Raw genomic sequence first — 24,957 nt, forward strand, 5'->3', positions numbered from 1 at the left:
AAAGGGCCGCCCCGTGAATGAACGGGACGGCCCTCGGTGAGCGGAGTGCTCAGCCCTTGCGCTTCTTGACGTCCTCGGTCAGCTGCGGCGCGACGTTGAACAGGTCGCCCACGACACCGAAGTCGGCGATCTCGAAGATCGGCGCCTCGGGGTCCTTGTTGACCGCGACGATCGTCTTCGAGGTCTGCATGCCCGCGCGGTGCTGGATCGCACCGGAGATGCCCAGCGCCACGTACAGCTGCGGCGAGACCGTCTTACCGGTCTGGCCCACCTGGAACTGGTGCGGGTAGTAGCCCGAGTCGACGGCGGCGCGCGAGGCACCGACGGCGGCACCGAGCGAGTCGGCGAGCTCCTCGACGACGGAGAACTTCTCGGCCGAGCCGACGCCGCGGCCACCGGAGACGACGACCGAGGCCTCGGTCAGCTCCGGGCGGTCGCCGCCGACGACGGCTTCCCGCGAGGTGATGCGGGCGGACTTGGCGGTGTCCACGGTGATGGAGACCGACTCGTCCAGCACGGCGTCCGCCGCGGACTCCTCGGACTCGACGCCGCCGGGGCGGACGGTGATGACCGGGGTGCCCTTGCTGACCTTCGCCTTGACGACGAACGCGCCACCGAAGATGGACTGCACGCCGGTGCCGTCGGCCTCGACGTCCACGACGTCGACGAGCCAGCCGGAGTCGATGCGCGCGGCAAGGCGGCCCGCGACCTCTTTGCCCTCGATCGTCGCGGAGACGAGCACCGCGGACGCGTTCGGGACGAGTGCGGCCAGCGCGTCGACCTTCGGGGTCGTGAGGAAGCCGGCGGCGTCGTCGGACTCGACGGCGTAGACCTTCGCGGCGCCGTACCTGCCCAGCGACTCGCGGATCTTCGACGCGGTGCCGGGAGCGCCCACGACCACTGCGGCCGGGGTACCCAGGCGGCGCGCGGCCGTCAGCAGCTCGTAGCTGACCTTCTTGACCTCGCCGTCGACGTGGTCGACCAGAACCAGAACTTCAGACATGATTTCCCCTCCCTCAGATGAGCTTCTGGCCGACGAGGAACTCGGCGATCTTGGACCCGCCGTCGCCACCGTCCTCGACGCGCTGACCCGCGCTGCGCGGCGGCTTCGGGGAAGCCTCCTGCACCTGGGTGTACGCACCGGACAGGCCGACCTCGGACGCGTCGATGCCCAGGTCCGCCACGGTGAGCGTGGAGACGGGCTTCTTCTTCGCGGCCATGATGCCCTTGAAGGACGGGTAACGCGGCTCGTTGATCTTCTCGGTCACGGAGACCACGGCCGGGAGCGAGGCCTCGAGGAACGCGACGCCCTCGTCGGTCTCGCGCTCACCCTTGATCGTCGTGCCCTCGACCGTGACCTTGCGCAGCTGAGTGACCTGCGGCAGGCCGAGCAGCTCGGCGAGGATCGCCGGCACAGCGCCCGCGCGGCCGTCGGTGGCCTCGTTGCCCGCGATGACCAGGTCGACGTTCTCGACCGTGCCGATCGCCTTCGCGAGGACCCTTGCCGTCGCCAGCACATCCGAGCCGTGCAGCGCCTCGTCGCTCACGTGGATCGCCTTGTCCGCACCCATCGACAGCGCCTTGCGAATGGCGTCGGTGGCGCGGTCGGGACCCATCGCGATCACGGTTACCTCGCCGCCGTGGGCTTCCTGCAGTTGCAGGGCCTCTTCGACGGCGCGCTCGTTGATCTCGTCGAGCACGGCATCCGCGGATTCGCGGTCAAGGGTGTGGTCGGCGTCGGTGAGCTTGCGCTCGGACCAGGTGTCAGGCACCTGCTTGACCAGGACAACAATGTTCATAGGTCCTCTTCGACCTCCTGCGGACGGGCGGCGACGCTGACGCGGAGGACTGTAGAACGGCGCCGCCGGGTGTTCACGACCCTGCCATTACCCGGATGTTACCCGCCAGTAGCACCCTCGCAAACAGCAGCAAGCACCCCGCCAGCGTGACAGTTATCACCCGTTAACGCCACCAACTGAGACCTAACCCATTCAGGGGACTAGGCTGCGTGGACATGTACCGGCGAGTAGCGATCGTGACAGACTCCACCGCTTGTCTCCCGGCGCAGATGACTGATCAACTCGGCATCGAAGTGGTGCAGATCCAGGTACGGATCGGCGACCACACCGACGACGAGTCCCGCATCCCCGTTCCCGACCTGGTTTCGGCCATGCGTTCGAACGTGCCCGTCGCGACGATTCCGCCCGATCCCGGCGCTTTCTTCTGGACATACAACGAACTGGCCGCACAGGGCGTTCGCTCGATCGTGTCCGTGCACGTGTCGAGCCGCCAGTCCGCGACCGTCGAGGCCGCTCGCGAAGCCGCCGGCAAGGTCCGCGTGCCCGTGCACGTCGTGGACACGCACACCTGCGGAATGAGCATCGGCTACGCCGTCCAGGCAGCCGCGAAGGTGGCCGAGGCGGGCGGCAGCGTGGAGAAGGTGCTCGCGACCGCGCAGCGCCGTTTCGACAGGTCCACCGAGCTGATCTACGTCGACACCCTCGAGTACCTGCGCCGCGGCGGCCGCATCGGTGCCGCCGCCGCACTGGTCGGCGGCGTGCTGTCGATGAAGCCGCTGCTGACCATGGCCGACGGCCAGATCACGCCGCTGGACAAGGTGATGGGCGCCGACCGCGCGCTCAACCGGATGCTGGACATCGCGATCAAGCGCGCGGGCACCGACACCGTGGACGTCGCCGTGGAGCACTTCGACGCCGAGGAGAAGGCGTCGCGGCTGCTGCGCAAGCTCCGGCGCAGCGTGCCCAACGTCCGCCAGTTCATGCTGACGCAGGTCAGCTCGGCCATCGGCGCCCACGTCGGCCCCGGTGCGCTGGGGATCACCGTTTCGCCGGTCTGACCGCAGGGAACTCCGGGAGCGGTTTCGTCCGTTGAATGGACGTAACGGACACCTGGAGGACCGATGGCCGGCTTCATGGACAAGATCACCAGGTTCCTGCGCAGTCCGCAGGGCCACAAGCTGCAAGCCAAGGCACGGCAGATGGCGCAAGACCCGCGCAAGCGCGCAAAGGCCGAACAGCTGCTGCGCAAGCTTCGGGGCAGGAAGCACTAACTCTTGAAGAGCGCGTTGAGATCGCCGTAAGCGATGCCGTTCTCAACGCTGCCGTACGTGCCCTTGGTCAGCATTTCCTCCGCTGCCCGCCTGGCGACGGCATAGGCCGCCTCGGCCACCGCAGAGCCGAGACTGACCCGCGCCACGCCCGCCTTCGCGAACTCGCCGACGGCGGGCGCGCCGGGACCCACCAGAACGTTGAGCGGCGCGGCGATGCCCTTCGCCAGCTCCGCGACGGTCTCCAGATCGGTCACCCCCGGCACGAAGATGCCGCTAGCCCCGGCCTCGAGGTACTTCGCGGCGCGCTCCAGCGTCCGCTCGAGCCTCGTAGCCGGGTCACCGACGCCGCGCAGGAACGTGTCGATCCGCGCGTTGATGTACAACTCCGGCGCGGCCTCGTGCGCCGCCGCATACCGCTCAGCCTGCTCCGCGACGTCGCGCTGCCCCGCACCAAGCCCGTCCTCGACGTTCACCCCGGACGCCCCAGCCTCGGCGACCGCACGAACCGTCTCCGCCACCTCACCGGCCGTCGCACCGAACCCGGTCTCGATGTCCGCGCTCACCGGAATCCCCACGGCGGCAACGATCCTGGCCACGAGATCGACCGCCCGGTCGCGCGCGATGTGGTCGCCGTCGGCAGCGCCGAGGCTCCACGCCACACCCGCACTCGTGGTGGCGACAGCGGTCGCGCCGGCGGCCTCGACGACGAGGGCGGAGGCGACGTCCCAGGCGTTGGGGAGGGCCAGCGGGCCGGGCTTGTGCAGCGCGTGGAAGAGCTTCGTACGATCAGCGGCGGAAGTCATGATCGATTGATATCAGCATGCACCGGCAGAAGTCCGGCGAGATTCGGACAGGTACCGACGACTTTCCGACATTCCACGCCGGTTGCCTCTGCCCGTTGGCGCGCTGGTTCCCGTTGCCGCGTTGGTTCCCGTGCTAGTTGCTGTCCGCCTTGCGGCGCACCTCTTCGAACGTCCGCAGGTAGCGCTGGCGGAAGTCCTCTCGCTCTACCCACGTCGTGTGCTCGACGGGCTGGGGTGCGGCGGGTGGGGGTAGTGCGGTCTGCCCGGCAGGGCTCGGGGCCGGTTCCGGCTCGGTCTCCTCGGCGGGCGCCTCAACGGTCGCCTCGGCGAGTGCCTCGGTGGGCTCGGGACTGTCGGTGCTCGGCGCTACGGTTGATCCGGGGGCTTCGAAATCCCCCATGGGGGGAACGAGGTCCCCATCCCAATCATATCGAGCAGCACCGACAGTTTCGGGCTCTGCGAGTTCTGGCTCTGCGAGCCATTCGCGCTCCACCACGAGCTCGGGCTTCGTCACCGGCGCGGCCTTCGTCACCGGCGCGGCCTTCGTGACCTGCTCGGCCTTCGTGACCGGCTCGAACTCGGCCACCGGCGTCAGCTCGACCACGGGCTCGGGCTTCGTCACCGGCGCGGGCTCCACCACCGGCTCGGCCAGCGCCGCCAGCGCCGGTTCCATCTGCGGCAGCCCCATCACGGGATTGCGGTGGATCGGCCGCGAGTCGTACTCGTCGTCCACCGGCTCGACCGCGACGGGCTTCCGCACCCACATCCGCTCGTCCGGCGCCTCCGAGGAGGCGCGCTCGCGGGAGTCGGCGTCCTCGCGACGCCGCACCAGCACGTACATGAGGGCCGCCCCCAACGTGAAGGACAGCACGCAGAGCCCGAAGACGATCCCGACTGCCCCTGCCATTGCGAAGGCTCCTAGCTGACGAGGACGTCGATCTGAGGACCGAAATCCGTGGGCGGGCCCCACACGGGGTCCACGATCACGCGAGTGGCGACGACCTTGTCCACGCCCTGCTCGGCCAGGTACTGCCGCAGCAGGCCTGCTCGCTCCATCGCGAGCACGTCACAGCGGTGCGAGGCCGTCTCGCCGTTCCACGCGTGCGCCACCAGCGTCACCGAGCCGGTGGCGTTGCGCAGTACGCCGGCCAACGACCGCCGCACGTCCTCGCCACGCCCTGCCAGAGACGCGGTGCCCGGCGCGAACGTGATGCCCTTGACGGCGTGCGCCGAGAACAGGTCGCGCACCGCCTGCTGTGCGACCGCGGCGGACAGCAGCACCGGCGCGGGAGGCTCCATTCGCAGCGGTGCCACGAAGTCGGAGACCGGAACGGGGCCGGCCTGGACGGCGGGCACCGCGGGCGACGACGACAGCGCCGTCTCCAGCTCGTCGCCGTACACGGAGAACCCGAACGCCGTCACCGACGCGGGCACCATCAGCGCACCGACCACGAGCGGAACCCAGCGCTTCAAGATGCGGCCACCTGTTCGGGGATGTGCACCGGGGCAACTCGGTCAGCGGCCGCGGACAGAGCGGCGCGGGCCGCGGACAGTTGCGAGTGGACGACGCGCCTGAGCTCGTGCAGTTCGTCGGTGCGGTCGGCGACCTCGGCCAGCCTGCGTTGCGCCTCGCGGCACGCCATCTTCACCATGAACTCCGAGCGTGCCCTGGCCAGCGCCTCCTGCTCCTGCAGGTGTTGCGCGGCCTCGTTGCGGCGCCGGGTCATCGTGAGTTCGAAGAAGTGCTGGGCCTTCTCGCGCTTGCGTTCGGAGTCGGCCTCCAGCGAGTTGCACTGGAGCGCGGTCTCCCGCAGCAGCATGTCGGCGTCGGCCTGGGCCTCGGCGACCGCCTCCGTGCACTCGCGCTCCACCTCGTCGGCGCGCTGGCGGTGCTGGGCTTCGAGGTCGGCGCAGCGGCGTTCCATCTCCAGCTCGCGCCGTTCCATGATGGCGGCGCGGCTGGCGCAGTCCTGCCGTGAGGCGTAGAGCTCGGACTCGGCCTCCGCGCGCATGGCGGCGGACTCGCGCTCGGCCTCGGCACGCAGTGCGGCCAGTTCGACGTCGGTGCGCGCACGGAGATCAGCGCACTCGCGTTCGGCCTGCAGGTGCATCTCCGCCGTCTCGTCCTCGGCGAGGCGGAGCATGCGGTGCATCCGTTCGGTGGCGCTCGCGTGCGTGCCCGAGGTGGACTCGAGGCGTTCGATCCTGGCGCGCGCGTCCTCCAGGTCCTGGCGCGTCATTTCCAGCAGCTTGCGCAAATCTGCTGCCTGCGCCAGCGCCTCGGCCCTGTCGAGGCTCGTGAAGCGAAGCTGCTCCTCGAGATTCTCGATGTGCTCGATGACCTGACGTCGGTGAAAACCTCGGTAGACAACGTCGAAACCGGCGTGCAGCGGAACTAGTTCCTGCTCTTTTGCACCCATGGTCACCTACTCACTCAACCGGGCTGAAGATTGTGCGAGCTTACCCACGGCAGGTTGGGCCAACCAGCGTCGAAAGTGGACGGACGGACCTGGTGTAACACGTCGAATAATGGCTTTTTCCTGGACAAACAAGTCGTCCCTAGATCAACACCAAACACCGGCCAGTCACCCGATTGTGTCAAGAGGGGCGCCTTTTCGGGGTGTTCACTCCGTGCGTTCGCCGTGCACGGAAAGCGACCGACCAGGCCTAGATCACACGAATTGCCTTCCATCGGTCGTGGCTACTTCGATCACCCTTCGTTAACCTTCTCGTTCGTGTCCTCACGAGTAGCCGTCGTCACCGACTCGACCGCGTCACTCCCGGCCCGTCTGGCGGATCGGTTCAACATCATCACGGTCCCGATGCAGCTCAAGATCGGGTCGGAGCTGATCGACGAGGCCTACGTGCCGACCGACAGGCTGCTGCAGGCGATGGAGGCGCAGATCCCGATCACGACGCAGCCGCCGGCGCCGGACGCGTTCTTCTGGGCCTACCAGGACGCGTGGGCGAAGGGCGCGGAGACGATCATCTCGGTGCATGTGACGCCGAAGCTCTCCCCCGCGACGGACGCGGCGAAGGCGGCCGCGGCCAAGTCGCGCGTGCCGGTGTTCATCGTGGACTCGCACTCGTCGGGAATGACGCTCGGGTTCGCGGCGCTCGCGGCCGCGCGGATCGTGCAGAGCGGCGGCAACGTCCAGAACGCGCGCAGCGTCGCCGAGCAGCGCGGGCGTGACGCGAACGTGCTGATCTACGTCGACACGCTGCACTACCTGCGCCAGGCCGGGCGGGTCAGCGCGGCGGCGAAGCTCTTCGGTGACGCGCTCTCGGTGAAACCGCTGCTCACGGTCGTGAACGGCGACGTGGAGCCGTTCGACAAGGTCGTCGGCCGCGATCGGGCGCTGGCGAAGCTCGTGGACAAGGCCGTGGCGCTCGCCTACGGGCGCAACGCGGACCTCGCGGTCGAGCACTTCGCGGCCGAGAAGGAGGGCCGCGAGCTGCTCCAGATGCTGCAGAAGCGGATCCCGCACGCCCGCGACATCGTCCTGACGCAGGTCAGCGCGGCGATCGGCGCGAACGTCGGGCCGGGGGCACTGGCCGTCACGGTCTCGCCGTTCTGATCAGAGGTCTGCGACTTCCTCCGCGAGGAGGAGCCCCGGATCGAACCCCATGGGCGTGAGGTGCCCGGCGAGTTCGAGCGACAGCACGCCCTGCAGCCGGGTCCAGAAGGACAGGGCGCGGTGCACCGTCGGCGACGGCGCCGGCAGAGCGCCCGCCCACCCGTGGTTCAGGCTCAGGACGACGTCGAACGGGGACCGCGGCTGCTCGTCCGGCGAGCCGCCGCAGACCTCCAGCAACACGGCCAGGATCTCGTCCGAGATCGCGGTGATGTCGTCGGGCGCCTGGTAGCCGGGTACGGGCGTGCCGTAGATGAGCATGTACCGCTGCGGATCGCTCAGCGCCCACTCCCTGATGACCGCGGCGAGCCCCACGACGGTGGTACCCGCCGCGTGGGCGGCGCGGACGGTGTCGGCGAGGCTGCGGTAGGCGTCCCGGATGAGCGCGGTGATCAGCTCGTCGCGACCGGCGAAGTACCGGTAGAGCGCGGGCCCGCTCATGCCCATCTCCTTGGCGATGGCGTTGAGTGACAACGCTGTCACCCCGGCCGACGCGATCTGCTGCCACGCGTGCCGTTTGACCTCGTCGCGCACCTGGGCGCGGTAACGCTCGCGAGGGTTCCGCCCCGTGTGCGCGTCCGAATCCGTCACCATGGTTAGACCTTCTCACATTCGTTATTGACAGTCACGCTGCCTTCAGTTTAGCTTCTGCATGTCACCAGAGTTATAGCTTCTAACTAACACAACTGATACTAACGAACGAAGGAGACCGTCATGACGATGACCACCACCAACGCCGCTCACCCGTCGAAGTCGGTCCTGGTCGCGGCCTGGGCCGCCCCGGTCATGGTCATCGGCCAGTTCGGCCTGCTCTCCGGCATTCCGATCGCCGTCGCGCTCGTCGCGAGCCTGCGCGACCGCCGTTCGCGGGTGCTCCGCTGGTGGACGGGAGCGCTCACGCTCGCCTACGCCACCCCGTTGACGATGTGGCTCGCCGGTCCGAGCGAGGCTCCCAGCCTGTCGAAGTACATGAGTCCCGCGATGACCGCGGCACTCGCCGCGACGGGTGTCGCGGCCGCCATCGCGCACCAGGTAGTTCGCAGGCGGTCTACTGGCAAGTAACCTGGCGGGCGTGACCCTCCCCCTGACCGGCGAACGCACCGTGCCCGGTATCGCGGAAGAGAACTACTGGTTCCGGCGGCACGAGGCGGCGTATCTACACCTCATCGGCCACTGCGCGGACGCCGTCGTGCTGGAGGCGGGCTGCGGCGAGGGCTACGGCGCGCAGCTGATCCGCACGGTCGCGCGCCGCGTGATCGCCCTCGACTACGACGAGCTGACCTCGCGGCACGTGTCGCGCGCGTACCCGCAACTCGACGTGCTGCGCGGCAACCTGGCGACCCTGCCGTTGCGCGACGGCGGCGTCGACGTCGTGGCGAACCTGCAGGTCATCGAGCACCTGTGGGACCAGGAGGAGTTCCTGGCGGAGTGCCGGCGGGTGCTGCGCCCCGGCGGAAAACTCATCGTGACGACGCCGAACAGGCTGACGTTCTCACCCGGCCAGGACACGCCGCTCAACCCGTTCCACACCAGGGAACTCGCACCGTCCGAACTGGACGAGATGCTGCGCGACGCAGGTTTCCGCGTTGACGAACTGACGGGACTGCGTCACGGGCGAAGGCTTGACACGCTCCTGAACGGACAGATCATCAACGCACAGGTCGAAGTCGCCCTGTCCGGTGCGCCGTGGCCGGCCGAGCTCAAGGAGGCTGTGGAGTCGGTGACGGTGGAGGACTTCGACATCACCCCTGACGACATGGACGGCTGCCTCGACCTCGTGGCCGTAGCGGTGCGCGCGTGACAACAGGAGCTTCGGAAGGCACGTTCTGCCTCGTCCTGCACAGCCACCTGCCCTGGCTCGCGCACCACGGCGCGTGGCCGGTCGGCGAGGAGTGGCTCTACCAGGCGTGGGCGCACTCGTACCTGCCCCTCGTGGACATGCTGCGGCGGTTCGCCGACGAGGGCCGTTCCGACGTCCTGACGCTCGGCGTCACCCCCGTCCTGGCCGCACAGCTCGACGACCCGTACTGCTTGCGGGGCATGCACGACTGGCTCGGCAACTGGAACCTGCGCTCGCACCTCGCCGGGGAACGGCTGCCCGAGCTGTCCACGTACGAGCACCGCGCGTCCTCCCGTGCACTCGACCAGTTCGAAAGCCAGTGGCGGCACGGATTCTCGCCGGTTCTGAGATCCCTTGTGGACTCCTCGACGATCGAGCTGCTCGGCGGACCGGCCACGCACCCCTTCCAGCCGCTGCTGGACCCGCGGGTGCGGGCCTTCGCGCTGCGGACCGGCCTGGACGACACCGCGCTGCGCGTCGGTCGTGCGCCGGAAGGGATCTGGGCGCCGGAGTGCGGTTACTCGCCCGGCATGGAGGCGGGCTACGCGGCGGCGGGCGTGCGGCGGTTCATGGTCGACGGTCCCGCGTTACACGGCGACACCTCGTCCGCGCACCCCGTCGGCTCGTCGGACGTGCTGGCGTTCGGACGCGATCTGGAGGTCTCGTACCGCGTCTGGTCACCGAAGGTCGGCTATCCGGGCGATGCCGCGTACCGGGATTTTCACACCTACGACCACCCGACGGGCCTCAAGCCGTCGCGCGTGACCGGCAAGAACGTGGCGCCGGAGGACAAGCGGCCGTACGACCCGTCGCTGGCGCGCGAAGCTCTCGACCGGCACGTGGTCGATTTCGTGGAAACGGTCGTGCGGCGGTTGCGGGCGATCGACGGCGGCCTCGTCGTGGCGGCCTACGACACCGAGCTGTACGGGCACTGGTGGCACGAAGGTCCCTTGTGGCTGGAGGCCGTGCTGCGGGCGTTGCCGAAGGCGGGCGTGCGCGTGACGACGTTGCGGGGCGCCGTCGAGGCCGGGCACGTGGGTGCGCCGGTCGAGCTGCCGGCGTCGTCGTGGGGCAGTGGCAAGGACTGGCGCGTGTGGGACGGCGCGCAGGTGTCGGACATCGTGTCGTTGAACGAGTCGGTGCAGAAGGAACTGCTGGGACTGGACTTCTCCGCCGGCGTGCGGAACCCGGTGCTGGACCAGGCGGTGCGCGAGGCGCTGCTGGCGTTGTCGAGCGACTGGGCGTTCATGGTCACGAAGGACTCGGCCGCCGACTACGCCCGCTACCGCGCGAAGATTCACAGCGATCGCTTCAGCGAGCTCGCGTCGTTGGCGCGGAGCGGTCGCGGACTGGGCAGAGCAACGGAGCTCCGCGCGGCGGACGGCCCGTTCGGGCATCTGGACGCGCGAGGAATGGGGTAACGGGATGCGCGTGCTGATGTTGTCGTGGGAGTACCCGCCGGTGGTCGTCGGCGGGCTGGGCAGGCACGTCCACGCGCTCGCGACACAGCTGGCCGGGCAGGGGCACGACGTCGTCGTGCTGTGCCGCCAGCCCTCCGGCACCGACGCGATCACCCACCCCACCGTGGACGTGGTGAGCGAGGGCGTGCGGCTGATCCGCGTCGCCGAGGACCCCGCGCACTTCGTGTTCGAGAAGGACCTGCTGGCCTGGACGCTCGCCATGGGACACGCGATGACGCGTGCGGGGCTGGCACTGGGCTCGTGGCGCCCGGACGTCGTGCACGCGCACGACTGGCTCGTCACGCATCCGGCCGTCGCGCTGGCGGAGTCCTTCGGCGTGCCGCTGGTCGCGACGATCCACGCGACCGAGGCTGGCCGGCACTCGGGCTGGCTGTCGCACCCGCTGAACCAGCAGGTGCACTCGGTGGAGTGGTGGCTGGCGAACCGCGCCGACTCGCTGATCACGTGCTCGTCGGCGATGCGCGGCGAGGTCGGGCATCTGTTCGAAGTGGACACCGCCGAGGTTTCCGTGCTCCACAACGGCATCGAGCCGGGCGGCTGGAAGGTGCGCGCGAAGGACGTCGGCGCCGCCCGCCGCACGTACTCACCGCACGGTGATCCGTTGCTGCTTTTCTTCGGCCGCATCGAGTGGGAGAAGGGCATCCAGGACCTGATCGCGGCACTGCCCCGGATCCGCCGCTTCCACCGCGGCACGCGCGTCGTCGTGGCCGGCGGCGGGTCGCAGACCGAGTGGCTGCAGGACCAGGCACGCAAACATCGCGTGCTGCGCGCAGTGGAGTTCGTCGGCCACCTCTCCGACAGGTCTCTGGCGGCGTTGCTGACAGCCGCCGACGCCGTCGTGCTCCCCTCGCGCTACGAGCCTTTCGGCATCGTGGCCCTGGAGGCAGCGGCCGCCGGAACACCCCTGGTCGCGTCAACCGCCGGTGGGCTCGGCGAGGTCGTGCTGGACGGCGTCACCGGCCTGTCGTTCGCCCCCGGTGACGTGGACGGACTCACTCGCGCTGTGCGTGACGTGCTGTCCGATCCGGCCTCGGCCGCCACCCGTGCGCGCGCTGCCAAGGCACGTCTGGTGTCCGACTTCAACTGGTCCAAGATCGCCGCCGGCACGGCGTCGGTCTACGAGTCCGCTGTCGTGCGCGAACCACGCGTCCTCGGCCGCCCCAAGATCGCGACGGGAAATCTGTTCACCTAGGTCCGCTACAGTCGCCGGTCCCGTTAACAGAAGGTGACCGAGGACTGAATGAACTACCAACGCTTCGTGGCGCTCGGGGACAGCTGCGCCGAGGGCCTGGACGACCTGCTCCCCGACGGCCGGTACCGCGGCTGGGCGGACCGGGTCGCGTCCGCACTGGACGCGCCGGGCTTCCGCTACGCCAACCTCGCCGTGCGCGGCCGCCGTCTCGACCAGATGCTGGTGGAGCAGGTCCCGTCCGCCACGGCGTTGGAGCCCGACCTGGTGGTGCTCTTCGGCGGTGGCAACGACGTGATGTCCAACGCGACCTTGGAGCAGATCGCACAACGAGCGGACGCGATGGTGCGCGCCGTGACGTCGTTCGCGCCGACCGTCGCCGTCTTCACGTTGAGCGACATCTCGCACCGCATGCCGTTCGGCCGGCGTATGCGCCCACGCATCGAGACCTTGAACTCCGCCATGCGCACCGCGGCATCCCGCTACGGCGCGATTCTGGTCGACGTGGAGGCCGACGAGTGCGTGCACGACTCACGCTACTTCGGCCCGGACCGCCTGCACCTGTCGTCGTTGGGGCACAGGCGGTTGGCCGGCCACGTGCTGTCGGCGCTCGGCATCCCGTTCGACGAGTCCTGGCTGGCGCCGCTGGAGGGCAAGGCCGCGTCCACGTCGGTGCTGGACCACTGGCGGTGGCTGCGCGACCAGGTGCTGCCGGTCGCGTACTCGCGGACGCGCAACAAGCTGATCGGGCGGCAGCCGGGCGACGGTTTCGTGCCCAAGCGCCCGGAGCTCGCGCCGCTGACCTGGCCGCAGCGCGTAGCTCGCTGACCGTCAGGCCGACGCGTCCTCCGCCCGTTTGGTCAAGGCGTCCTTGGCCTTGCGGGCCATGTCCGCGATGTCCGCCCGCCGCTGCGCATCGGCCTCGTAGTCGGCCCGCCGATCCCGCACCACCCGAGCCGGCATCCCGACCGCGATCTTGAAGTCCGGCACGTCCCCGCGCACCACGGCATGCGCGCCCAGCACGCATCCACGCCCGACGCGCGTGCCGCGCAGCACCGTCACCTTGGCGCCGAGCCAGCAGTCCGGCCCGATCCGCACCGGCGACTTCACGATGCCCTGGTCCTTGATCGGCAGCGTGATGTCCTCGACCTTGTGGTCGAAGTCGCAGATGTAGACCCAGTCCGCGACGAGTGACGACGCGCCGATCTCGATGTCGAGGTAGCAGTTGACCGTGTTGTCCTTGCCGAACACGACCTTGTCCCCGATGCGCAGCGACCCCTCGTGGCAGCGGATGGCGTTGCCGTCGCCGATGTGCACCCAGCGGCCGATCTCCAGGCGGCCGAAGCCCGGCCGGGCCATGACCTCGACGCGCTTGCCGAAGAACACCATGCCGCGCAGGACGACGTGCGGGTTGAGCAGGCGGAACTTCAGCAGGCGCCAGTACCGCACCAGGTACCAGGGGGTGTAGGCGCGGTGGCGCAGGACCCAGCGCAGGGACGCCAGCGTGAGGAACCGTGCCTGCATCGGGTCACGGCGCGACCTGCGCCAGCGAGTCCAGACCGGGGCACCCCACATCGAAGTCATGCGCGGCACTTTAACTCCGGGCGAGGAGCGGAACGGCATCATGGCCATCGCGCGGCGTCTGCACGGGGAGGTCTGGGTGGCCGGAAGCGGTTCGTTGGTAGACGAAGTGGTCGCGGCGCTGAGTCCCCACGGGGTCGTGGTGGTCACCGGGGAACCGGGGACGGGCAAGACCTGGTTGGTCGGGCGCGTGCTCGCCGCGGTCGACCGGAAACGGGTGGTCATCGGGTGCCGCGGCTTGCCGGACGGGCCGTACGTGCTCGTGCGGGAGCTGGTCAGCGGGCTGGCCGGTGGTGACCTGAGGTCTGTCCTGGCCGCCGTCGAAGCGGACGAGCTGCACCAGGTGTGCAGGGCGTTGCGTGGCCTGCTCGGCGCGCGGCTGGTGGTCGTCGAGGACCTGGAGTGCACTGACCACCGGTCCCGGCAGGTGTTGCGGTACCTGGTGACCCGGCCACCGGAGAACGCCGCGCTGCTGCTGACCTGGACGCCCGGCGCCGAGCCGCCGCTGGGCACCCGGCTCAGCTCGGCCGCGTCGGCCGGCCTGCACCACGTCGAGGTCGGGCCGTGGACCGCGGCCGAGATGGCGGCGTTCGTCGGACGATCGTGCGCCGACGAACTGCACGAGCTGACCGGCGGCGTGCCGGTGCTGGTGCACGCACTGGTGAACCATCTGTCCTCTGAGGAGGATCAGCCACGCGAAGCGTTGAGACGCAAAGGGGTTCCCCGGTCGATCAGCGAGCTGGTCGAGCAGCGGCTGGCGTCGTTGCCCGAACAGGCACGGCGGGTGGTCGCCGCCGCCGCGCTGTCGCGGGGTCCGGTGTCGATCTCGTTGCTCGGCGAGGTGTGCGGGCTCGGGGCACCGGAAGTGGAGGCGGCATTGGCCGCCGCCGTGGACACCGGTGTCATGGCGTCCACGGACGGCCGCGCATTCACGTTCCACCCGCCGGTGAGCGGGATCGTCGTGGAGCGAGGGCTGCACCCGATCGAACGCCGGCGCGGGCACGCGGCGTACGTCGCGGCGATGCACCGGGATCAGGACGCGCTGGCGGACCTGGTCTTCCACAGCCGGTCGGCGGGGGACCTGGTCACGGCCGCCCGGTACGCCGAACGCGCGGTCCAACACATGACCACAGCGGACGCGATCGAGCTGTTGCAGGAGCTGCTGGCCGAGCCGGACCTGCCCCGCGCCCAGCGGGGTGCCCTCGCGGTCCGGCTGGGGCGCCTGGGTCTGAACAGTCTCGCGTACGACGACACGGTCGCGCTGCTGCGCGGCATCCTCGCCGACGGGCGGCTCCCTGCCGGGATGCGCGGCGAGCTGCGGCTCGATCTGGCACTGCTGCTGGCGAACCAGGCGGGCGACGGCGACAGCGGCCGCGCCCAGCTCCGGGTGGCGATCGCCGAACTGGGCCGTCGTCCGGCGCTGGCGGCCCGCGCCATGTCGGCCCTGGCCATTCCCTACTGGGGAAACTGCCATGTGGCCGAGCATGTGCGGTGGCTGACCGAGGTCGAGCGGACCGTGCCCGACCGCGGTGATCCGGTGCTGCTTCTCGCGATCGCGGTCAACCGGGCGAGCACGCTGGCGCAGATCGGTGACCCGCGCGCCTGGGACGCCATCGCCGAGCTCCCCGCGGACGGGGCGACGATCGGTGAACGCCGCGAGCTTCTGCGCGGCTGCGCCAACTTCTCCGACACCGCGATCGCCCTGGGGCATCACCTGGCGGCAGCGGACTTCCTCACGCGGGCGGAGGACCTCGCGAGCCGCAGCGGGCCGTCGTACCCGTGGCAGATGGCCACGTCGAACCAGCTGCGGCTCGACCACGTCACCGGCCGGTGGGACGGCCTCGCCGAACGCGCCAGGGCCTACCTGGAGATCGCCACGCACACCACGTTCGTCGCCGTCGACGCCTCACTCGTGCTGGCGCAGCTCGCGCTGGCCAGAGGCGAGTGGGACGAAGCCGAGGAATACCTTGGGGCACACGGGCTTCGTTCGATGAACGGGTGGTATGGGCCGGTGGTGATCTGCGCCGCCGCGACGCGGGTTCGGCTCGCGCTGGTCCGCGGGCGGATCGCGGAGGCCGTCGACGAACTGGCGGAGACGGTTGAGATCCTGCGAAGCAAGGGCATCTGGGCGTGGGCGACCGAGCTCGTCGATGCCGGGGTGGAGGCCCTGCTTCTCGCCGGTGACGCGGCGCGGGCAGAGCGGTTGCTGGACGAGTTCGCCGCGGATGTGGCCGAACGTGACTGTCCGTTCGCGCACTCGATGGTTCCGTTCGGGCGGGCGGCGATCGCCGCGGCGCGGGAACGGTTCGACGACGCGGCGACGCTGTACGACGAAGCCACGACGCTGCTCGCCGCGCTCCCCCGGCCGTACGAGCAGGCTCGTGCCCTGGAAGCCGCCGCGCGGTGCCTGCCGCCGTCGTCCGGGCTGCTCGCGGAGGCGACCAGGCTGTTCACCACGCTCGGCGCGACGTGGAACCTTGCCCGCTGCGACCACCTCGTGCGCGAGCACGGCGGCACCACCGGCGCGCGCCCCGGCCGCCGGGGTTACGGCACGGAGCTGTCGCCGAGGGAACGCCAGGTGGCTCGTCTGCTCGCCCTCGGCCGCACGAACCGGCAGATCGCCGAGGTGCTGTTCCTGTCGCCACGCACGGTCGAACGACACGCCGCCAGCGTCCTGCGCAAGCTCGGCGCCACCGGCCGCGACGAGCTGCGGCCGGAGGACCACGGCTGATCGAACGCGTAACCCTACGCACGATTTCCGGCGTTGTTCCCCGCGGTCTTCTCCTCGGACAGTTGCCGCACCGCAACTCGTTTGCGGCCCTGCGAATACCCTGCGAGAGGACCCAACCGTGCGCACATTCACCACTGCGCTGCTCACCGGAGCCGCAGCGCTGGCGCTGACATCAACCGCCCTCACCGGCGTCTCCGCGGCGGCACCGGCCGAGTCCGGGTACGTCGTCGTTCTGCACGGCACCCAGGACGCGGCCTCGTTCGCCGCCGGGCACGTCGACCGGCACGGCGGCCAGGTCAGCCACGTCTACCGGCACGCGCTGCGTGGATTCTCGGCCACCCTGTCTCCCAGTGGCGCCGACGCGCTGCGCCGCGACCCGAGGGTCGCCTCGGTCGAACCGGACCGGGTCGTGCACACCACCGACACCGTCCCCACCGGCGTCGACCGCGCGTACGCCACCGCCAACCCGAACCTGAAAATCAACGGCAGCAACGACTACAGCGTCGACGTCGACGTCGCGGTGATCGACACCGGGGTCGCCCAGCACCCCGACCTGACCGTCGTGGCCCGCGCGAACTGTGTCAACAGCACCACCTGCGCCCCCAACTCCGGCGCTGACGACCACGGCCACGGCACCCACGTGGCGGGCACGATCGGCGCCCGCGACGACGGCAACGGAGTTGTCGGTATCGCCCCCGGCGCCCGCATCTGGTCGGCCAAGGTCCTGAACGCCAGTGGAAGCGGCAACCTGTCCGGGGTCACCGCCGGCGTCGACTGGGTCGCCGCGAACGCCGCCGAGATCGAGGTGGCGAACATGAGCCTCGGCTGCGACAACTGCACCGACGCCGCGCTCGGCCAGGCCATCACCAACGCGGTGGCCAAGGGCGTGGTGTTCGTCGTGGCCGCGGGCAACAACGACAAGGACGCCAGGACGTTCTTCCCAGCCAACCACCCGGACGTCGTCACGGTGTCCGCGCTCGCCGACTTCAATGGCAAGCCAGGCGGCGGGACCGGATCGACGTGCCGCGCCGACCAGGACGACACCCTGGCCGACTTCAGCAACTTCGGCTCCACGGTGGAGATCACCGCGCCCGGCACGTGCATCAACTCGACGTTCCTCGACGGCGGGTACAAGGTGCTGAGCGGCACCTCCATGGCCGCGCCGCACGTCGCGGGTGCCGCCGGTCTGCTCACGGCGAACGGCAACCGCGCCACCGGCCGCGACGGCGTCCTCGCCGTGCGGCAGCGGCTGATCGACACCGCGAACACCGACTGGACCGACGACTCGGGCGACAACGTCAAGGAACCGCTGCTCGACGTGCGGTCCACTCAGGACTACCCGGCGGGCGCCGCGGACCCCGGCCGCCCGACCGCGGCGTTCACCAGTGCCTGCTCCACGTCGAACACCACCTGCTCGTTCGACGCGGCCGGTTCGACCGACACCGACGGCACCATCACCGGCTACGCCTGGGACTTCGGCGACGGCAGCACCGGTACCGGCAAGACGGCCGGGCACACCTACGGCAAGGCGGCCTACTACAGCGTCCGGCTGACCGTGACCGACAACGCGGGCAAGACGAACACCACCCGCCGCATGGTCAAGGCGGGCGACCTGCCTCCCACGGCCGCGTTCACCGCCCGTTGCCAGCGCGGGACCTGCTCCTTCGACGGCAGCGCGTCGACGGACGAGGAAGGCGCCGTCGGCGGCCACGCGTGGGCCTTCGACGACGGCACCACCGGAACCGGCAGGACGATCTCGCACAGCTACCCCAACGTCTCCCGCGTCTACCAGGTGAAGCTGACCGTCACCGACAGCCGCGGCCAGACAGGCAGCACCACCCGCGAGGTCCGCTGCTCGAAGCACATCACCACCCCGCTCTGTTTCACCTTCTGATGCCCGCAGTGGCGCTGTGAGTCCTCACAGCGCCACCGTGCGCAGGGGCACCAGCCTGCACGGCACGCGTCGTCGGGCAGGCTGGACGCATGGCACACAGGCTCATCATCGACACCGACCCCGGCGTGGACGACGCGTTCGCGATCGCGCTCGCCGCCCGCAGCCCAGAGGTCGAGCTCGTCGGCCTCACCACGGTGTTCGGCAACGTAGGGCTCGACCTCACCACCCGCAACGCCCAGCGGCTGCTCGCCTACCTCGGCCGCACGGACGTGCCGGTGGTCCGGGGCGCGGAAGGACCGGGCGGGGCCGCGGACGTGCACGGCGAGGACGGACTCGGCGGGCAGGCGCACACGTTGCCCGAGAGCGACACCGAACTCTTCGGCGACGATGTCACCGGCTTCTTCCGCGAGCGGCTGACGCCGGAGACGGTGGTGGTCGCCATCGGACCGCAGACCAACATCGCCAGGGCGCTCGACGCGGGTGTCGAGTTCCCGCGCCTGATCGTCATGGGTGGCGGGCTGGATGTCGGCAACACCACCGCCAGGGCCGAGTTCAACTTCTGGGCCGATCCCCAGGCAGCGAGGACGGTCATCCGTAAGGCGAACCCGATCGTCGTACCGCTCAACCTCACCCACCGGTGCATCGCCGACGCCGAGTTCCTCGCCAAGGTCGACCAGACGCTGAGCAACCTCACCGGCACCTACCGCGCGTATCTGGCCGGCCGGTCGGAGAACGAGGGCATCTACGTCCACGACGCCGTGGCGGTGGCCGAGGCGATCATCCCCGGCACGCTGAAGACCACGACGCACCTGCTCGATGTCGACGACGAGGGCGCGCTCGTCGAAGGAAAGCACCAGGTAGAGGTCGCGGAAGACTGCGATTGGCCCGCCCTGAGGGCCTTCATGGAGCAGCGCTTGTCCGTTTGACGACAACTTCGTGTCGCTCTCTGGGGTTGCGCGGGCACGGTAAGTAGGGTCCGCGACCATGCAGCGAAGAGTCCTCACGACAGCTGCGGTGGCGGCGGCCATGACGTTCGGAGTGGTCCCTGCCTCCGCTCAGCCCGAAATCCAGGTGGTGCCCGATCCGGCGGCACACGTGAACCCGTTCATCGGCACGACCAACCTCGGGAACACCTTTCCCGGCGCGGTCGTGCCGTTCGGCATGTTCTCCTTCAGCCCGGAAGCCAGTCGCGGCAACACCCTGCGCGCCGCAGCTCCCGGCGGATACCGGTACGACGCCACGAAGATCCGCGGCTTCAGCCTCACCCACATGTCGGGAACGGGCTGTGCGGGCGGCAGCGGCGACATCCCGATCTTCCCGCACGTCGGCGCCGTCACCACCTCGCCGACCACGGACGCGACCGACGCGGTCTACGCCAGCGAGTTCACGCACGCGGACGAGGTGGCCAAGCCCGGCCGCTACGACGTGACGCTCAAGTCCGGCGCCAAGGCCGAGCTGTCCGCCACCGAACGCACCGGTGCCGCGCGGTTCAGCTTCCCCGCGGACAAGCCGGCGACGGTGCTGATCAACACGTCCAAGTCGCAGGTCGGCAGCAGTGACGCGCAGACCGTGGTCGACAAGGACAAGCGGACCATCACCGGGTCCGTGACCAGCGGAAACTTCTGCGGCTACATCAACCAGGCCGGCCGCCGCAGCTACTACACGCTGCATTTCGTGGCAGAGTTCGACCAGGAGTTCACCGAGGTCGGCACGTACCAGGACAACGTTGTCACGCCCGGAAGCACGTCCTCCAAGGGCGGCACGACGTACGGGACGAACGGCTGGCCGGTGCTGGGCAAGGGTTCCGGGGCGTACCTCGGGTTCGCGCCCGGCAGCCAGGTGGGCGTCAGGGTCGGCATCTCCTACGTCAGCCTGGACAACGCACGCGAGAACCTCAGGGCCGAGAACAAGGGTCAGTCCATTGAGGACATGAGGGACAACGCGTACATCGCGTGGCAGAAGCAGCTCAGGCGCATCGAGGTCGGCGGCGGCTCCGATGACGAGCGGACCAAGTTCTACACCGCGCTGTACCACTCGCTGTTGCACCCCAACCTGTTCAGCGACGTCAACGGCGAGTACGCCGGGTTCGACGGCAGGACCCACAAGATCGACAAGAGACGGCAGAAGGCCCAGTACGGCACGTTCTCCGGCTGGGACGTCTACCGCTCGCAGCTGCAGCTGCTCACCCTGCTCGAACCGCAGATCGGCTCGGACATCGCGCAGTCGCTGCTCAACCAGGCCGAGCAGAACAACGGCGTGTGGGACCGCTGGACGCACAACGGCGGCGGCACCCACGTCATGAACGGTGACCCGGCGCCGATCGCGCTGGCCGCCATCTCGGCGTTCGGCGGCGACAAGTACGACCTCAGGTCGTCTCTGAAGTCGTTGGTCAAGGCCGCGACCGTGCCGACGGCGCTGGACCTGAGCAAGGAAGGCTGGGCCGTCATGTCGGTCGGGCAGCGGCCGTCGCTCGACAAGTACCTGCAGAACAAGTACATGCCGGCCGTGTCGAACGCCTGGGGTGGCGCGGCGGAGACCCTGGAGATCTCCGCGGCGGACTTCGCGATCAGCCAGCTGGCCGAGCGCACGGGCGACAAGAAGATCGCGAAGACGTTCGCCGAGCGTGCGCAGTGGTGGCAGAACAACTTCGACCCGGTCGCGGACAGGACCGGCGGCTACATCCGCAACCGCAACGCCGACGGCACCTGGGTCAAGGACTTCACACCGGACACCGGCAACGGGTTCGTCGAGGGCAGCAGCGCCCAGTACACATGGATGGTGACGCACAACGTCGCCGGGCTCGTCGACTCGCTGGGCGGCCGTGAGCGCGCCAACAAGCGGCTGGACGACTTCTTCCACAACGCCGACGGCACGTGGGCGTTGACGGGCCGCGGTGGCGCGAAGTCCGAACTGGACAACGAGCCGTCGGTGAACGTGCCGTGGCTCTACAACTACACCGGCCAGCCCGCCAAGGCGCAGGAGACGCTGCGCGAGACCATCAACACGCTGTGGAAGAACGCTCCCGGCGGCATTCCCGGCAACGACGACCTCGGCGCCATGTCGTCGTGGTTCGTGTTCACCTCGATGGGCATCTACCCGCAGGTGCCGTCGCGCGCCGAACTGGTGCTGAGCAGCCCGCTGTTCACGTCGGTGAAGATCAACCGCGGTGGCGGCAAGGACATCACGATCACCGCGTCCGCCGCGAACACCGCCACGAAGTACGTGCAGTCGCTGAAGGTCAACGGTCGCGCGTCGTCGAAGACCTGGCTGCCCGAGTCGTTCGTGGAACGCGGTGGCAAGCTGGACTTCGTGCTGGGCAAGGCTCCTTCCGCATGGGGCACGGGTGCCTCGGACGCCCCGCCGTCGTTCCGCGAGGGCGAGAAGCCGATCAGGCACGACCAGCCGTACTTCCTCACGGTCGAGCCGCGGCAGCTCGTGGTGGAGCCGGGCAAGTCCGTCACGGCGAAGGTCGACTCGGTCAAGCTCTACGACGGTGACCCGAAGGCGACCTACACGATCACCGGCTCGGACGCGCTCACGTTCACGCCGGCGACCGGCGCCGTGCCCGGCGACTTCACGGTCGCGGCCAAACCCGATGCGGCGCAGGGCTTCTACGACATCACCGTGACGGTGAACGTCGAAGGAGCCGCGAAACCCGTGGTGCTGCCCCAGATCGTGAAGGTGGCACCGGCGGGCAGCATGCTCGCGGCCGTGAACAACGTGGGCGCCTCCGCCGACGCCACCGGCGAGGGCGACTTCGACGGCGGCGGCTACAGCTACTCGCGGGAAGCGCTGGCCACGGCCGGCCTCCCGCCGGGCGGTACGGGCACCGTCGACGGCCTGACGTTCACCTGGCCGTCGTCGCCTCCCGGCCGCCCGGACAACGCGACCGCCGCGAAGCAGACGCTTGCCCTGTCGGGTACGCGGCTCGCGTTCGTGGGTTCGGCCGCCAACGGGGCGCGCACCAAGCCGGCCACGGTGACGTTCACGGACGGCACCACCGCCACCGTCGAGATCGGCTTCAGCGACTGGACGCTCGGCGGCGGTGGGGCAGCCCCCAGCTACGGCAACGTGATCGTCGCGGCCACGCCGTACCGCAACCAGTCGGGTGGCGGCAGCGAGAAGGTCGCCACCCACATCTTCGCCACGAAGACGTACGTGGCTCCGGAGGGCAAGACTCTGCAGAGCGTGACGCTTCCGGAGGATGGAAACATGCACCTCTTCGCCATCGCCACCGCCTAGCGGGTTCGGGTGTCTGCAAGTACTGCCGACTGGACGGTCGGCAGTACTTGCAGACACGCCCTCAGGGCGGGTGAGAGCGCTCTCATGGCTGATGTCAACGCCCAGCCGGGGGCTGGCGCCAGGGCGTATGGTGGGACCGATCCGAGTGCCGCCGACTCGCTCTGAGCGTGAGGCGCCATGCCCAACTGCGTGCGATCGACGAGGATCGCAGTGCACTCGCGGGAACGGCTGACCACCGATGCCGTCGCGAGCTGGCTCGACGCGCTACCTGGCTGGCTCGTCGTCGGCACCGCCTACTCACAGGACGATCTCCTGCTGCTCTGCCGGCTTCGGCCTCCTGACGTCGTCGTCGGCCAGCTCGAACCGGAATCCCTACCGGAAATTCCACTTGTCCGGTTGTGCCCGGCCTCCGGGCTCGCGTCTCTGCGCACCCAACTCGAACGCATCTCGCTCCCGCCTCAGCGCCGAAGCGCGCCGGGTGCGCTGACCGACCGCGAGATGGAGGTGCTCGCCCACGTCTGCTCCGGACTGTCCGCCGCGCAACTCGCGGCCGTCCTGCGGCTCTCCCCGCACACGGTGGTCAACTACAAGCGCCGCATCTTCACCAAACTCGGCGTGCAGAGCCGGGTGCAGGCGGCCGCGGTCGTCTCACGGCTCGGCCTGGTGCGCTCGTCCTGCTCGGTGCCGGCCGCTCATGAGAACGTTCCCACGCTCACTCATCGGGAGCACGACATCCTCGACTCGATCGCGCGGGGTGAGTCGGTGCGACAGACCGCCCGCGCGCTGGGGATCGCGGTGAAGACCGTGGAGTCGGAGCAACGGCAGCTGTTCTTCAAGCTGCGAGTGCACAATCGGTCGCAGGCGTTCTCGGAGGCGCAGCGACTCGGGCTGCTCACGTAGTTGTTTCGCGTCCCTGCATGGTTTTTCGTCCGTGCGGAGATGAGTGATCTTGCAGAACACTGCGCTGACATGGGCAATCTCACCAGACGTGGATTCCTGGGAGGCGTCGCGGGCGCCGGTGCAGTGACATTGGCGCCCTCCCCTGCCGCCGCGCGGGTGGTCGCCGCTGAGGCGGCCACCTCGCCCCGGTTCTTCGGACGGATGTTCCCCGGGCTGCCACCGTTCGCCGAGAACACGCCGCGCGTTCAGGACGCGTTGCGTGCGATGGGCGCACCGGGCGGGCCGTTGGACGCCAAGGATCCGTTGCACGAAGGACCTGTCCGGCTCATCACCAATCCGGAGTTGAGCCCTGGCAACCTCGACAACCCCTTCAACACCGCGGGAACGACGTTCCTCGGGCAGTTCGTCGATCACGACTTCACGTTCGACCTCAACTCGCGGCTCGCGGTGCCGGCCGTGCCCGAGCAGAGTCCGAACACGCGGAATCCCACCCTGTCACTGGATTCCGTGTATGGCGGCGGTCCTGTCCTGTCGCCCCAGCTGTACGACTCCGGCGACCGGGCCAAGTTCCGGGTGGAGAACGGCGGGCTGTTCGAGGACCTGCCCCGGCGCTCTGACGGTGTGGCGATCATCGGGGACCCGCGCAACGACGAGAACCTGATGATCGCCGGGCTGCACGCGGCGTTCCTGTTGTTCCACAACCGGGTCGTGGACCGGCTGCGCGCCGAGGGTGTCCCCGGCGATCGGGTCTTCGCTGACGCGCAGAGAACCGTTGTGTGGCACTACCAGTGGATCGTGTTGCACGAGTTGCTGCCGCAGATCATCGGGTTCGGGATCACGCAGGACGTCCTCACGCACGGGCGGCGCTTCTACCGGCCGGCGCAGGGCGAGCACTTCATGCCGGTGGAGTTCCAGGGCGCGTGCTACCGGTTCGGGCACAGCCAGGTGCGGCCGTCGTACCGCGCGAACCTGAAGGGAGACAACGGTCAGCCGTTCTTCGGCTTCATCTTTGATCCCGCGGCCGAGGGACAGAGCGATCCGGTGGACCTGCGCGGCGGGCGGCGGGCGCGCCGGAGGTTCATCGGGTGGCAGACGTTCTTCGACTTCGGGGACGGCCAGGTGCGGCCGAACAAGCGAGTCGACACGCACATCTCGACGCCGCTGTTCCGGCTGCCGCTCGGGGCGATCCCGGACGGTTCGCCGCCCGTTGCGCTACCGCAGCGCAACCTGCTCAGGCACCTCACGTGGTCCCTGCCGTCCGGGCAGGAGATCGCCCGGGCGATGGGCATCCCGGTGCTGGACTCGGTGCCGGAGCTACGGGAGTTCGGCTTCGACCGCTCGACACCGCTCTGGTACTACACGTTGCGTGAGGCCGAGACGCTCGGTGACGGCATCTCGCTCGCGGGCGCCTCGGCCCGGCTGGTCGGTGAGGTGTTCATCGGCCTGCTGCAGCTGGATCCCGAGTCGTACCTGAGGCAGCAGCCGAACTGGAAGCCGACGCTGCCGTCGCGGACCGCGGGCCAGTTCGGAACTGTCGACCTGCTCACGTTCGCCCGCGTCGATCCCGCGAGCCGGGGCCAATAGGGTTGGG

The 24,957-nt window shown here is 69.5% G+C and carries 22 protein-coding genes; 14 read left to right on the plus strand and 8 right to left on the minus strand.

The window, feature by feature from the left end; genetic code table 11:
• Window positions 1-49 precede the first annotated feature (49 nt).
• Entirely contained in the window at window positions 50-1,003 is a 954-nt protein-coding gene (locus IG04_RS0136165) for an electron transfer flavoprotein subunit alpha/FixB family protein (protein WP_030481245.1), read from the minus strand.
• Window positions 1,004-1,016: 13 nt separating this feature from the next.
• Window positions 1,017-1,799 (minus strand): electron transfer flavoprotein subunit beta/FixA family protein, encoded by a 783-nt coding sequence (locus IG04_RS0136170; protein ID WP_030481246.1) that lies wholly within the window; start codon window positions 1,797-1,799, stop codon window positions 1,017-1,019.
• 215 nt (window positions 1,800-2,014) lie between these two features.
• Here IG04_RS0136170 and IG04_RS0136175 point away from each other — a divergent pair, with 215 nt between their 5' ends.
• Together IG04_RS0136175 and IG04_RS47385 are read left to right on the plus strand one after the other, a co-directional pair.
• On the plus strand, window positions 2,015-2,857 hold the full coding sequence (locus IG04_RS0136175; protein WP_030481247.1) for a DegV family protein: 843 nt from the start codon (window positions 2,015-2,017) through the stop codon (window positions 2,855-2,857).
• A gap of 63 nt (window positions 2,858-2,920) precedes the next feature.
• Window positions 2,921-3,070 carry a hypothetical protein gene (locus IG04_RS47385; RefSeq protein WP_169746028.1) on the plus strand — a complete coding sequence of 50 codons (150 nt, stop codon included), beginning with the start codon at window positions 2,921-2,923 and terminating at the stop codon, window positions 3,068-3,070.
• Here the strand turns inward: IG04_RS47385 and IG04_RS0136185 are convergent.
• The 4 genes from IG04_RS0136185 to IG04_RS0136200 form a co-directional block, all read right to left on the minus strand.
• Window positions 3,067-3,873 (minus strand): isocitrate lyase/PEP mutase family protein, encoded by an 807-nt coding sequence (locus IG04_RS0136185; protein WP_030481248.1) that lies wholly within the window; start codon window positions 3,871-3,873, stop codon window positions 3,067-3,069. The genes IG04_RS47385 and IG04_RS0136185 overlap by 4 nt on opposite strands.
• Before the next feature lie 133 nt (window positions 3,874-4,006).
• A complete protein-coding gene (locus IG04_RS0136190; RefSeq protein WP_030481249.1) occupies window positions 4,007-4,780 on the minus strand; it encodes a hypothetical protein in 774 nt (257 codons plus the stop codon).
• An 11-nt stretch (window positions 4,781-4,791) separates the two neighbouring features.
• On the minus strand, window positions 4,792-5,346 hold the full coding sequence (locus IG04_RS0136195) for a hypothetical protein (protein WP_144065381.1): 555 nt from the start codon (window positions 5,344-5,346) through the stop codon (window positions 4,792-4,794).
• Window positions 5,343-6,293: a coiled-coil domain-containing protein gene (locus IG04_RS0136200; protein WP_030481251.1), complete on the minus strand. Its 951-nt coding sequence runs from the start codon at window positions 6,291-6,293 to the stop codon at window positions 5,343-5,345. Before IG04_RS0136200 ends, IG04_RS0136195 begins: the two co-directional genes overlap by 4 nt.
• A gap of 315 nt (window positions 6,294-6,608) precedes the next feature.
• On the opposite strand from IG04_RS0136200, the gene IG04_RS0136205 reads away from it, so the two are divergent.
• Window positions 6,609-7,451: a DegV family protein gene (locus tag IG04_RS0136205; RefSeq protein ID WP_030481252.1), complete on the plus strand. Its 843-nt coding sequence runs from the start codon at window positions 6,609-6,611 to the stop codon at window positions 7,449-7,451.
• Here the strand turns inward: IG04_RS0136205 and IG04_RS0136210 are convergent, their stop codons facing one another.
• Complete coding sequence (locus IG04_RS0136210) at window positions 7,452-8,102, minus strand: TetR/AcrR family transcriptional regulator (RefSeq protein ID WP_036016623.1); 651 nt, start codon at window positions 8,100-8,102, stop codon at window positions 7,452-7,454.
• A gap of 120 nt (window positions 8,103-8,222) precedes the next feature.
• Between IG04_RS0136210 and IG04_RS0136215 the strand changes: the two genes are divergently transcribed.
• From IG04_RS0136215 to IG04_RS0136235, 5 genes are read left to right on the plus strand one after another with little or no spacing between them, the layout of a single operon-like run.
• Entirely contained in the window at window positions 8,223-8,570 is a 348-nt protein-coding gene (locus tag IG04_RS0136215) for a hypothetical protein (RefSeq protein ID WP_338043646.1), read from the plus strand.
• 10 nt (window positions 8,571-8,580) lie between these two features.
• Window positions 8,581-9,309 carry a class I SAM-dependent methyltransferase gene (locus IG04_RS0136220; RefSeq protein WP_245816230.1) on the plus strand — a complete coding sequence of 243 codons (729 nt, stop codon included), beginning with the start codon at window positions 8,581-8,583 and terminating at the stop codon, window positions 9,307-9,309.
• Window positions 9,306-10,769: a 1,4-alpha-glucan branching protein domain-containing protein gene (locus IG04_RS0136225; protein WP_030481256.1), complete on the plus strand. Its 1,464-nt coding sequence runs from the start codon at window positions 9,306-9,308 to the stop codon at window positions 10,767-10,769. The genes IG04_RS0136220 and IG04_RS0136225 overlap by 4 nt, the downstream gene beginning before the upstream one ends.
• Window positions 10,770-10,773: 4 nt before the next feature.
• Complete coding sequence (locus IG04_RS0136230; RefSeq protein WP_030481257.1) at window positions 10,774-12,021, plus strand: glycosyltransferase family 4 protein; 1,248 nt, start codon at window positions 10,774-10,776, stop codon at window positions 12,019-12,021.
• Window positions 12,022-12,069: 48 nt separating this feature from the next.
• The gene (locus tag IG04_RS0136235; RefSeq protein ID WP_030481258.1) at window positions 12,070-12,846 is read left to right on the plus strand and encodes an SGNH/GDSL hydrolase family protein; all 777 of its coding nucleotides are present in this window, start codon (window positions 12,070-12,072) and stop codon (window positions 12,844-12,846) included.
• 3 nt (window positions 12,847-12,849) lie between these two features.
• Here IG04_RS0136235 and IG04_RS0136240 read toward each other — a convergent pair whose 3' ends face one another.
• Entirely contained in the window at window positions 12,850-13,602 is a 753-nt protein-coding gene (locus IG04_RS0136240) for an acyltransferase (protein ID WP_030481259.1), read from the minus strand.
• On the opposite strand from IG04_RS0136240, the gene IG04_RS0136245 reads away from it, so the two are divergent.
• From IG04_RS0136245 to IG04_RS0136275, 6 genes are all read left to right on the plus strand, one after another.
• Window positions 13,601-16,330 (plus strand): helix-turn-helix transcriptional regulator, encoded by a 2,730-nt coding sequence (locus IG04_RS0136245; protein WP_084401337.1) that lies wholly within the window; start codon window positions 13,601-13,603, stop codon window positions 16,328-16,330. The genes IG04_RS0136240 and IG04_RS0136245 overlap by 2 nt on opposite strands.
• Window positions 16,331-16,448: 118 nt before the next feature.
• A complete protein-coding gene (locus tag IG04_RS43300) occupies window positions 16,449-18,224 on the plus strand; it encodes a S8 family serine peptidase (RefSeq protein WP_211257878.1) in 1,776 nt (591 codons plus the stop codon).
• An 89-nt stretch (window positions 18,225-18,313) separates the two neighbouring features.
• Complete coding sequence (locus tag IG04_RS0136260) at window positions 18,314-19,150, plus strand: nucleoside hydrolase (protein WP_030481261.1); 837 nt, start codon at window positions 18,314-18,316, stop codon at window positions 19,148-19,150.
• 58 nt (window positions 19,151-19,208) lie between these two features.
• Window positions 19,209-22,466 (plus strand): GH92 family glycosyl hydrolase, encoded by a 3,258-nt coding sequence (locus IG04_RS0136265; RefSeq protein ID WP_030481262.1) that lies wholly within the window; start codon window positions 19,209-19,211, stop codon window positions 22,464-22,466.
• A gap of 189 nt (window positions 22,467-22,655) precedes the next feature.
• Entirely contained in the window at window positions 22,656-23,366 is a 711-nt protein-coding gene (locus IG04_RS44555; RefSeq protein ID WP_159460470.1) for a response regulator transcription factor, read from the plus strand.
• A 69-nt stretch (window positions 23,367-23,435) separates the two neighbouring features.
• Window positions 23,436-24,950, plus strand: coding sequence for a peroxidase family protein (locus tag IG04_RS0136275; protein WP_084401333.1), 1,515 nt, complete (start codon window positions 23,436-23,438; stop codon window positions 24,948-24,950).
• The last annotated feature ends 7 nt before the right edge of the window (window positions 24,951-24,957 follow it).

The sequence above is a fragment of the Lentzea albidocapillata genome, assembly GCF_000719115.1.
Lineage (GTDB): Bacteria > Actinomycetota > Actinomycetes > Mycobacteriales > Pseudonocardiaceae > Lentzea > Lentzea albidocapillata.

What these genes read in the sequence shown, in the direction of transcription:
- IG04_RS0136175 (WP_030481247.1), top strand. Translation starts at nt 2,015, where the DNA reads ATGTACCGGCGAGTAGCGATCGTGACAGACTCCACCGCTTGTCTCCCG.
- IG04_RS0136170 (WP_030481246.1), bottom strand. Translation starts at nt 1,799, where the DNA reads ATGAACATTGTTGTCCTGGTCAAGCAGGTGCCTGACACCTGGTCCGAG.
- IG04_RS0136275 (WP_084401333.1), top strand. Translation starts at nt 23,436, where the DNA reads ATGGGCAATCTCACCAGACGTGGATTCCTGGGAGGCGTCGCGGGCGCC.
- IG04_RS0136185 (WP_030481248.1), bottom strand. Translation starts at nt 3,873, where the DNA reads ATGACTTCCGCCGCTGATCGTACGAAGCTCTTCCACGCGCTGCACAAG.
- IG04_RS0136230 (WP_030481257.1), top strand. Translation starts at nt 10,774, where the DNA reads ATGCGCGTGCTGATGTTGTCGTGGGAGTACCCGCCGGTGGTCGTCGGC.
- IG04_RS47385 (WP_169746028.1), top strand. Translation starts at nt 2,921, where the DNA reads ATGGCCGGCTTCATGGACAAGATCACCAGGTTCCTGCGCAGTCCGCAG.
- IG04_RS0136165 (WP_030481245.1), bottom strand. Translation starts at nt 1,003, where the DNA reads ATGTCTGAAGTTCTGGTTCTGGTCGACCACGTCGACGGCGAGGTCAAG.
- IG04_RS0136245 (WP_084401337.1), top strand. Translation starts at nt 13,601, where the DNA reads ATGCGCGGCACTTTAACTCCGGGCGAGGAGCGGAACGGCATCATGGCC.
- IG04_RS0136210 (WP_036016623.1), bottom strand. Translation starts at nt 8,102, where the DNA reads ATGGTGACGGATTCGGACGCGCACACGGGGCGGAACCCTCGCGAGCGT.
- IG04_RS0136215 (WP_338043646.1), top strand. Translation starts at nt 8,223, where the DNA reads ATGACGATGACCACCACCAACGCCGCTCACCCGTCGAAGTCGGTCCTG.
- IG04_RS0136265 (WP_030481262.1), top strand. Translation starts at nt 19,209, where the DNA reads ATGCAGCGAAGAGTCCTCACGACAGCTGCGGTGGCGGCGGCCATGACG.
- IG04_RS0136240 (WP_030481259.1), bottom strand. Translation starts at nt 13,602, where the DNA reads ATGACTTCGATGTGGGGTGCCCCGGTCTGGACTCGCTGGCGCAGGTCG.
- IG04_RS0136200 (WP_030481251.1), bottom strand. Translation starts at nt 6,293, where the DNA reads ATGGGTGCAAAAGAGCAGGAACTAGTTCCGCTGCACGCCGGTTTCGAC.
- IG04_RS0136235 (WP_030481258.1), top strand. Translation starts at nt 12,070, where the DNA reads ATGAACTACCAACGCTTCGTGGCGCTCGGGGACAGCTGCGCCGAGGGC.
- IG04_RS0136260 (WP_030481261.1), top strand. Translation starts at nt 18,314, where the DNA reads ATGGCACACAGGCTCATCATCGACACCGACCCCGGCGTGGACGACGCG.
- IG04_RS0136190 (WP_030481249.1), bottom strand. Translation starts at nt 4,780, where the DNA reads ATGGCAGGGGCAGTCGGGATCGTCTTCGGGCTCTGCGTGCTGTCCTTC.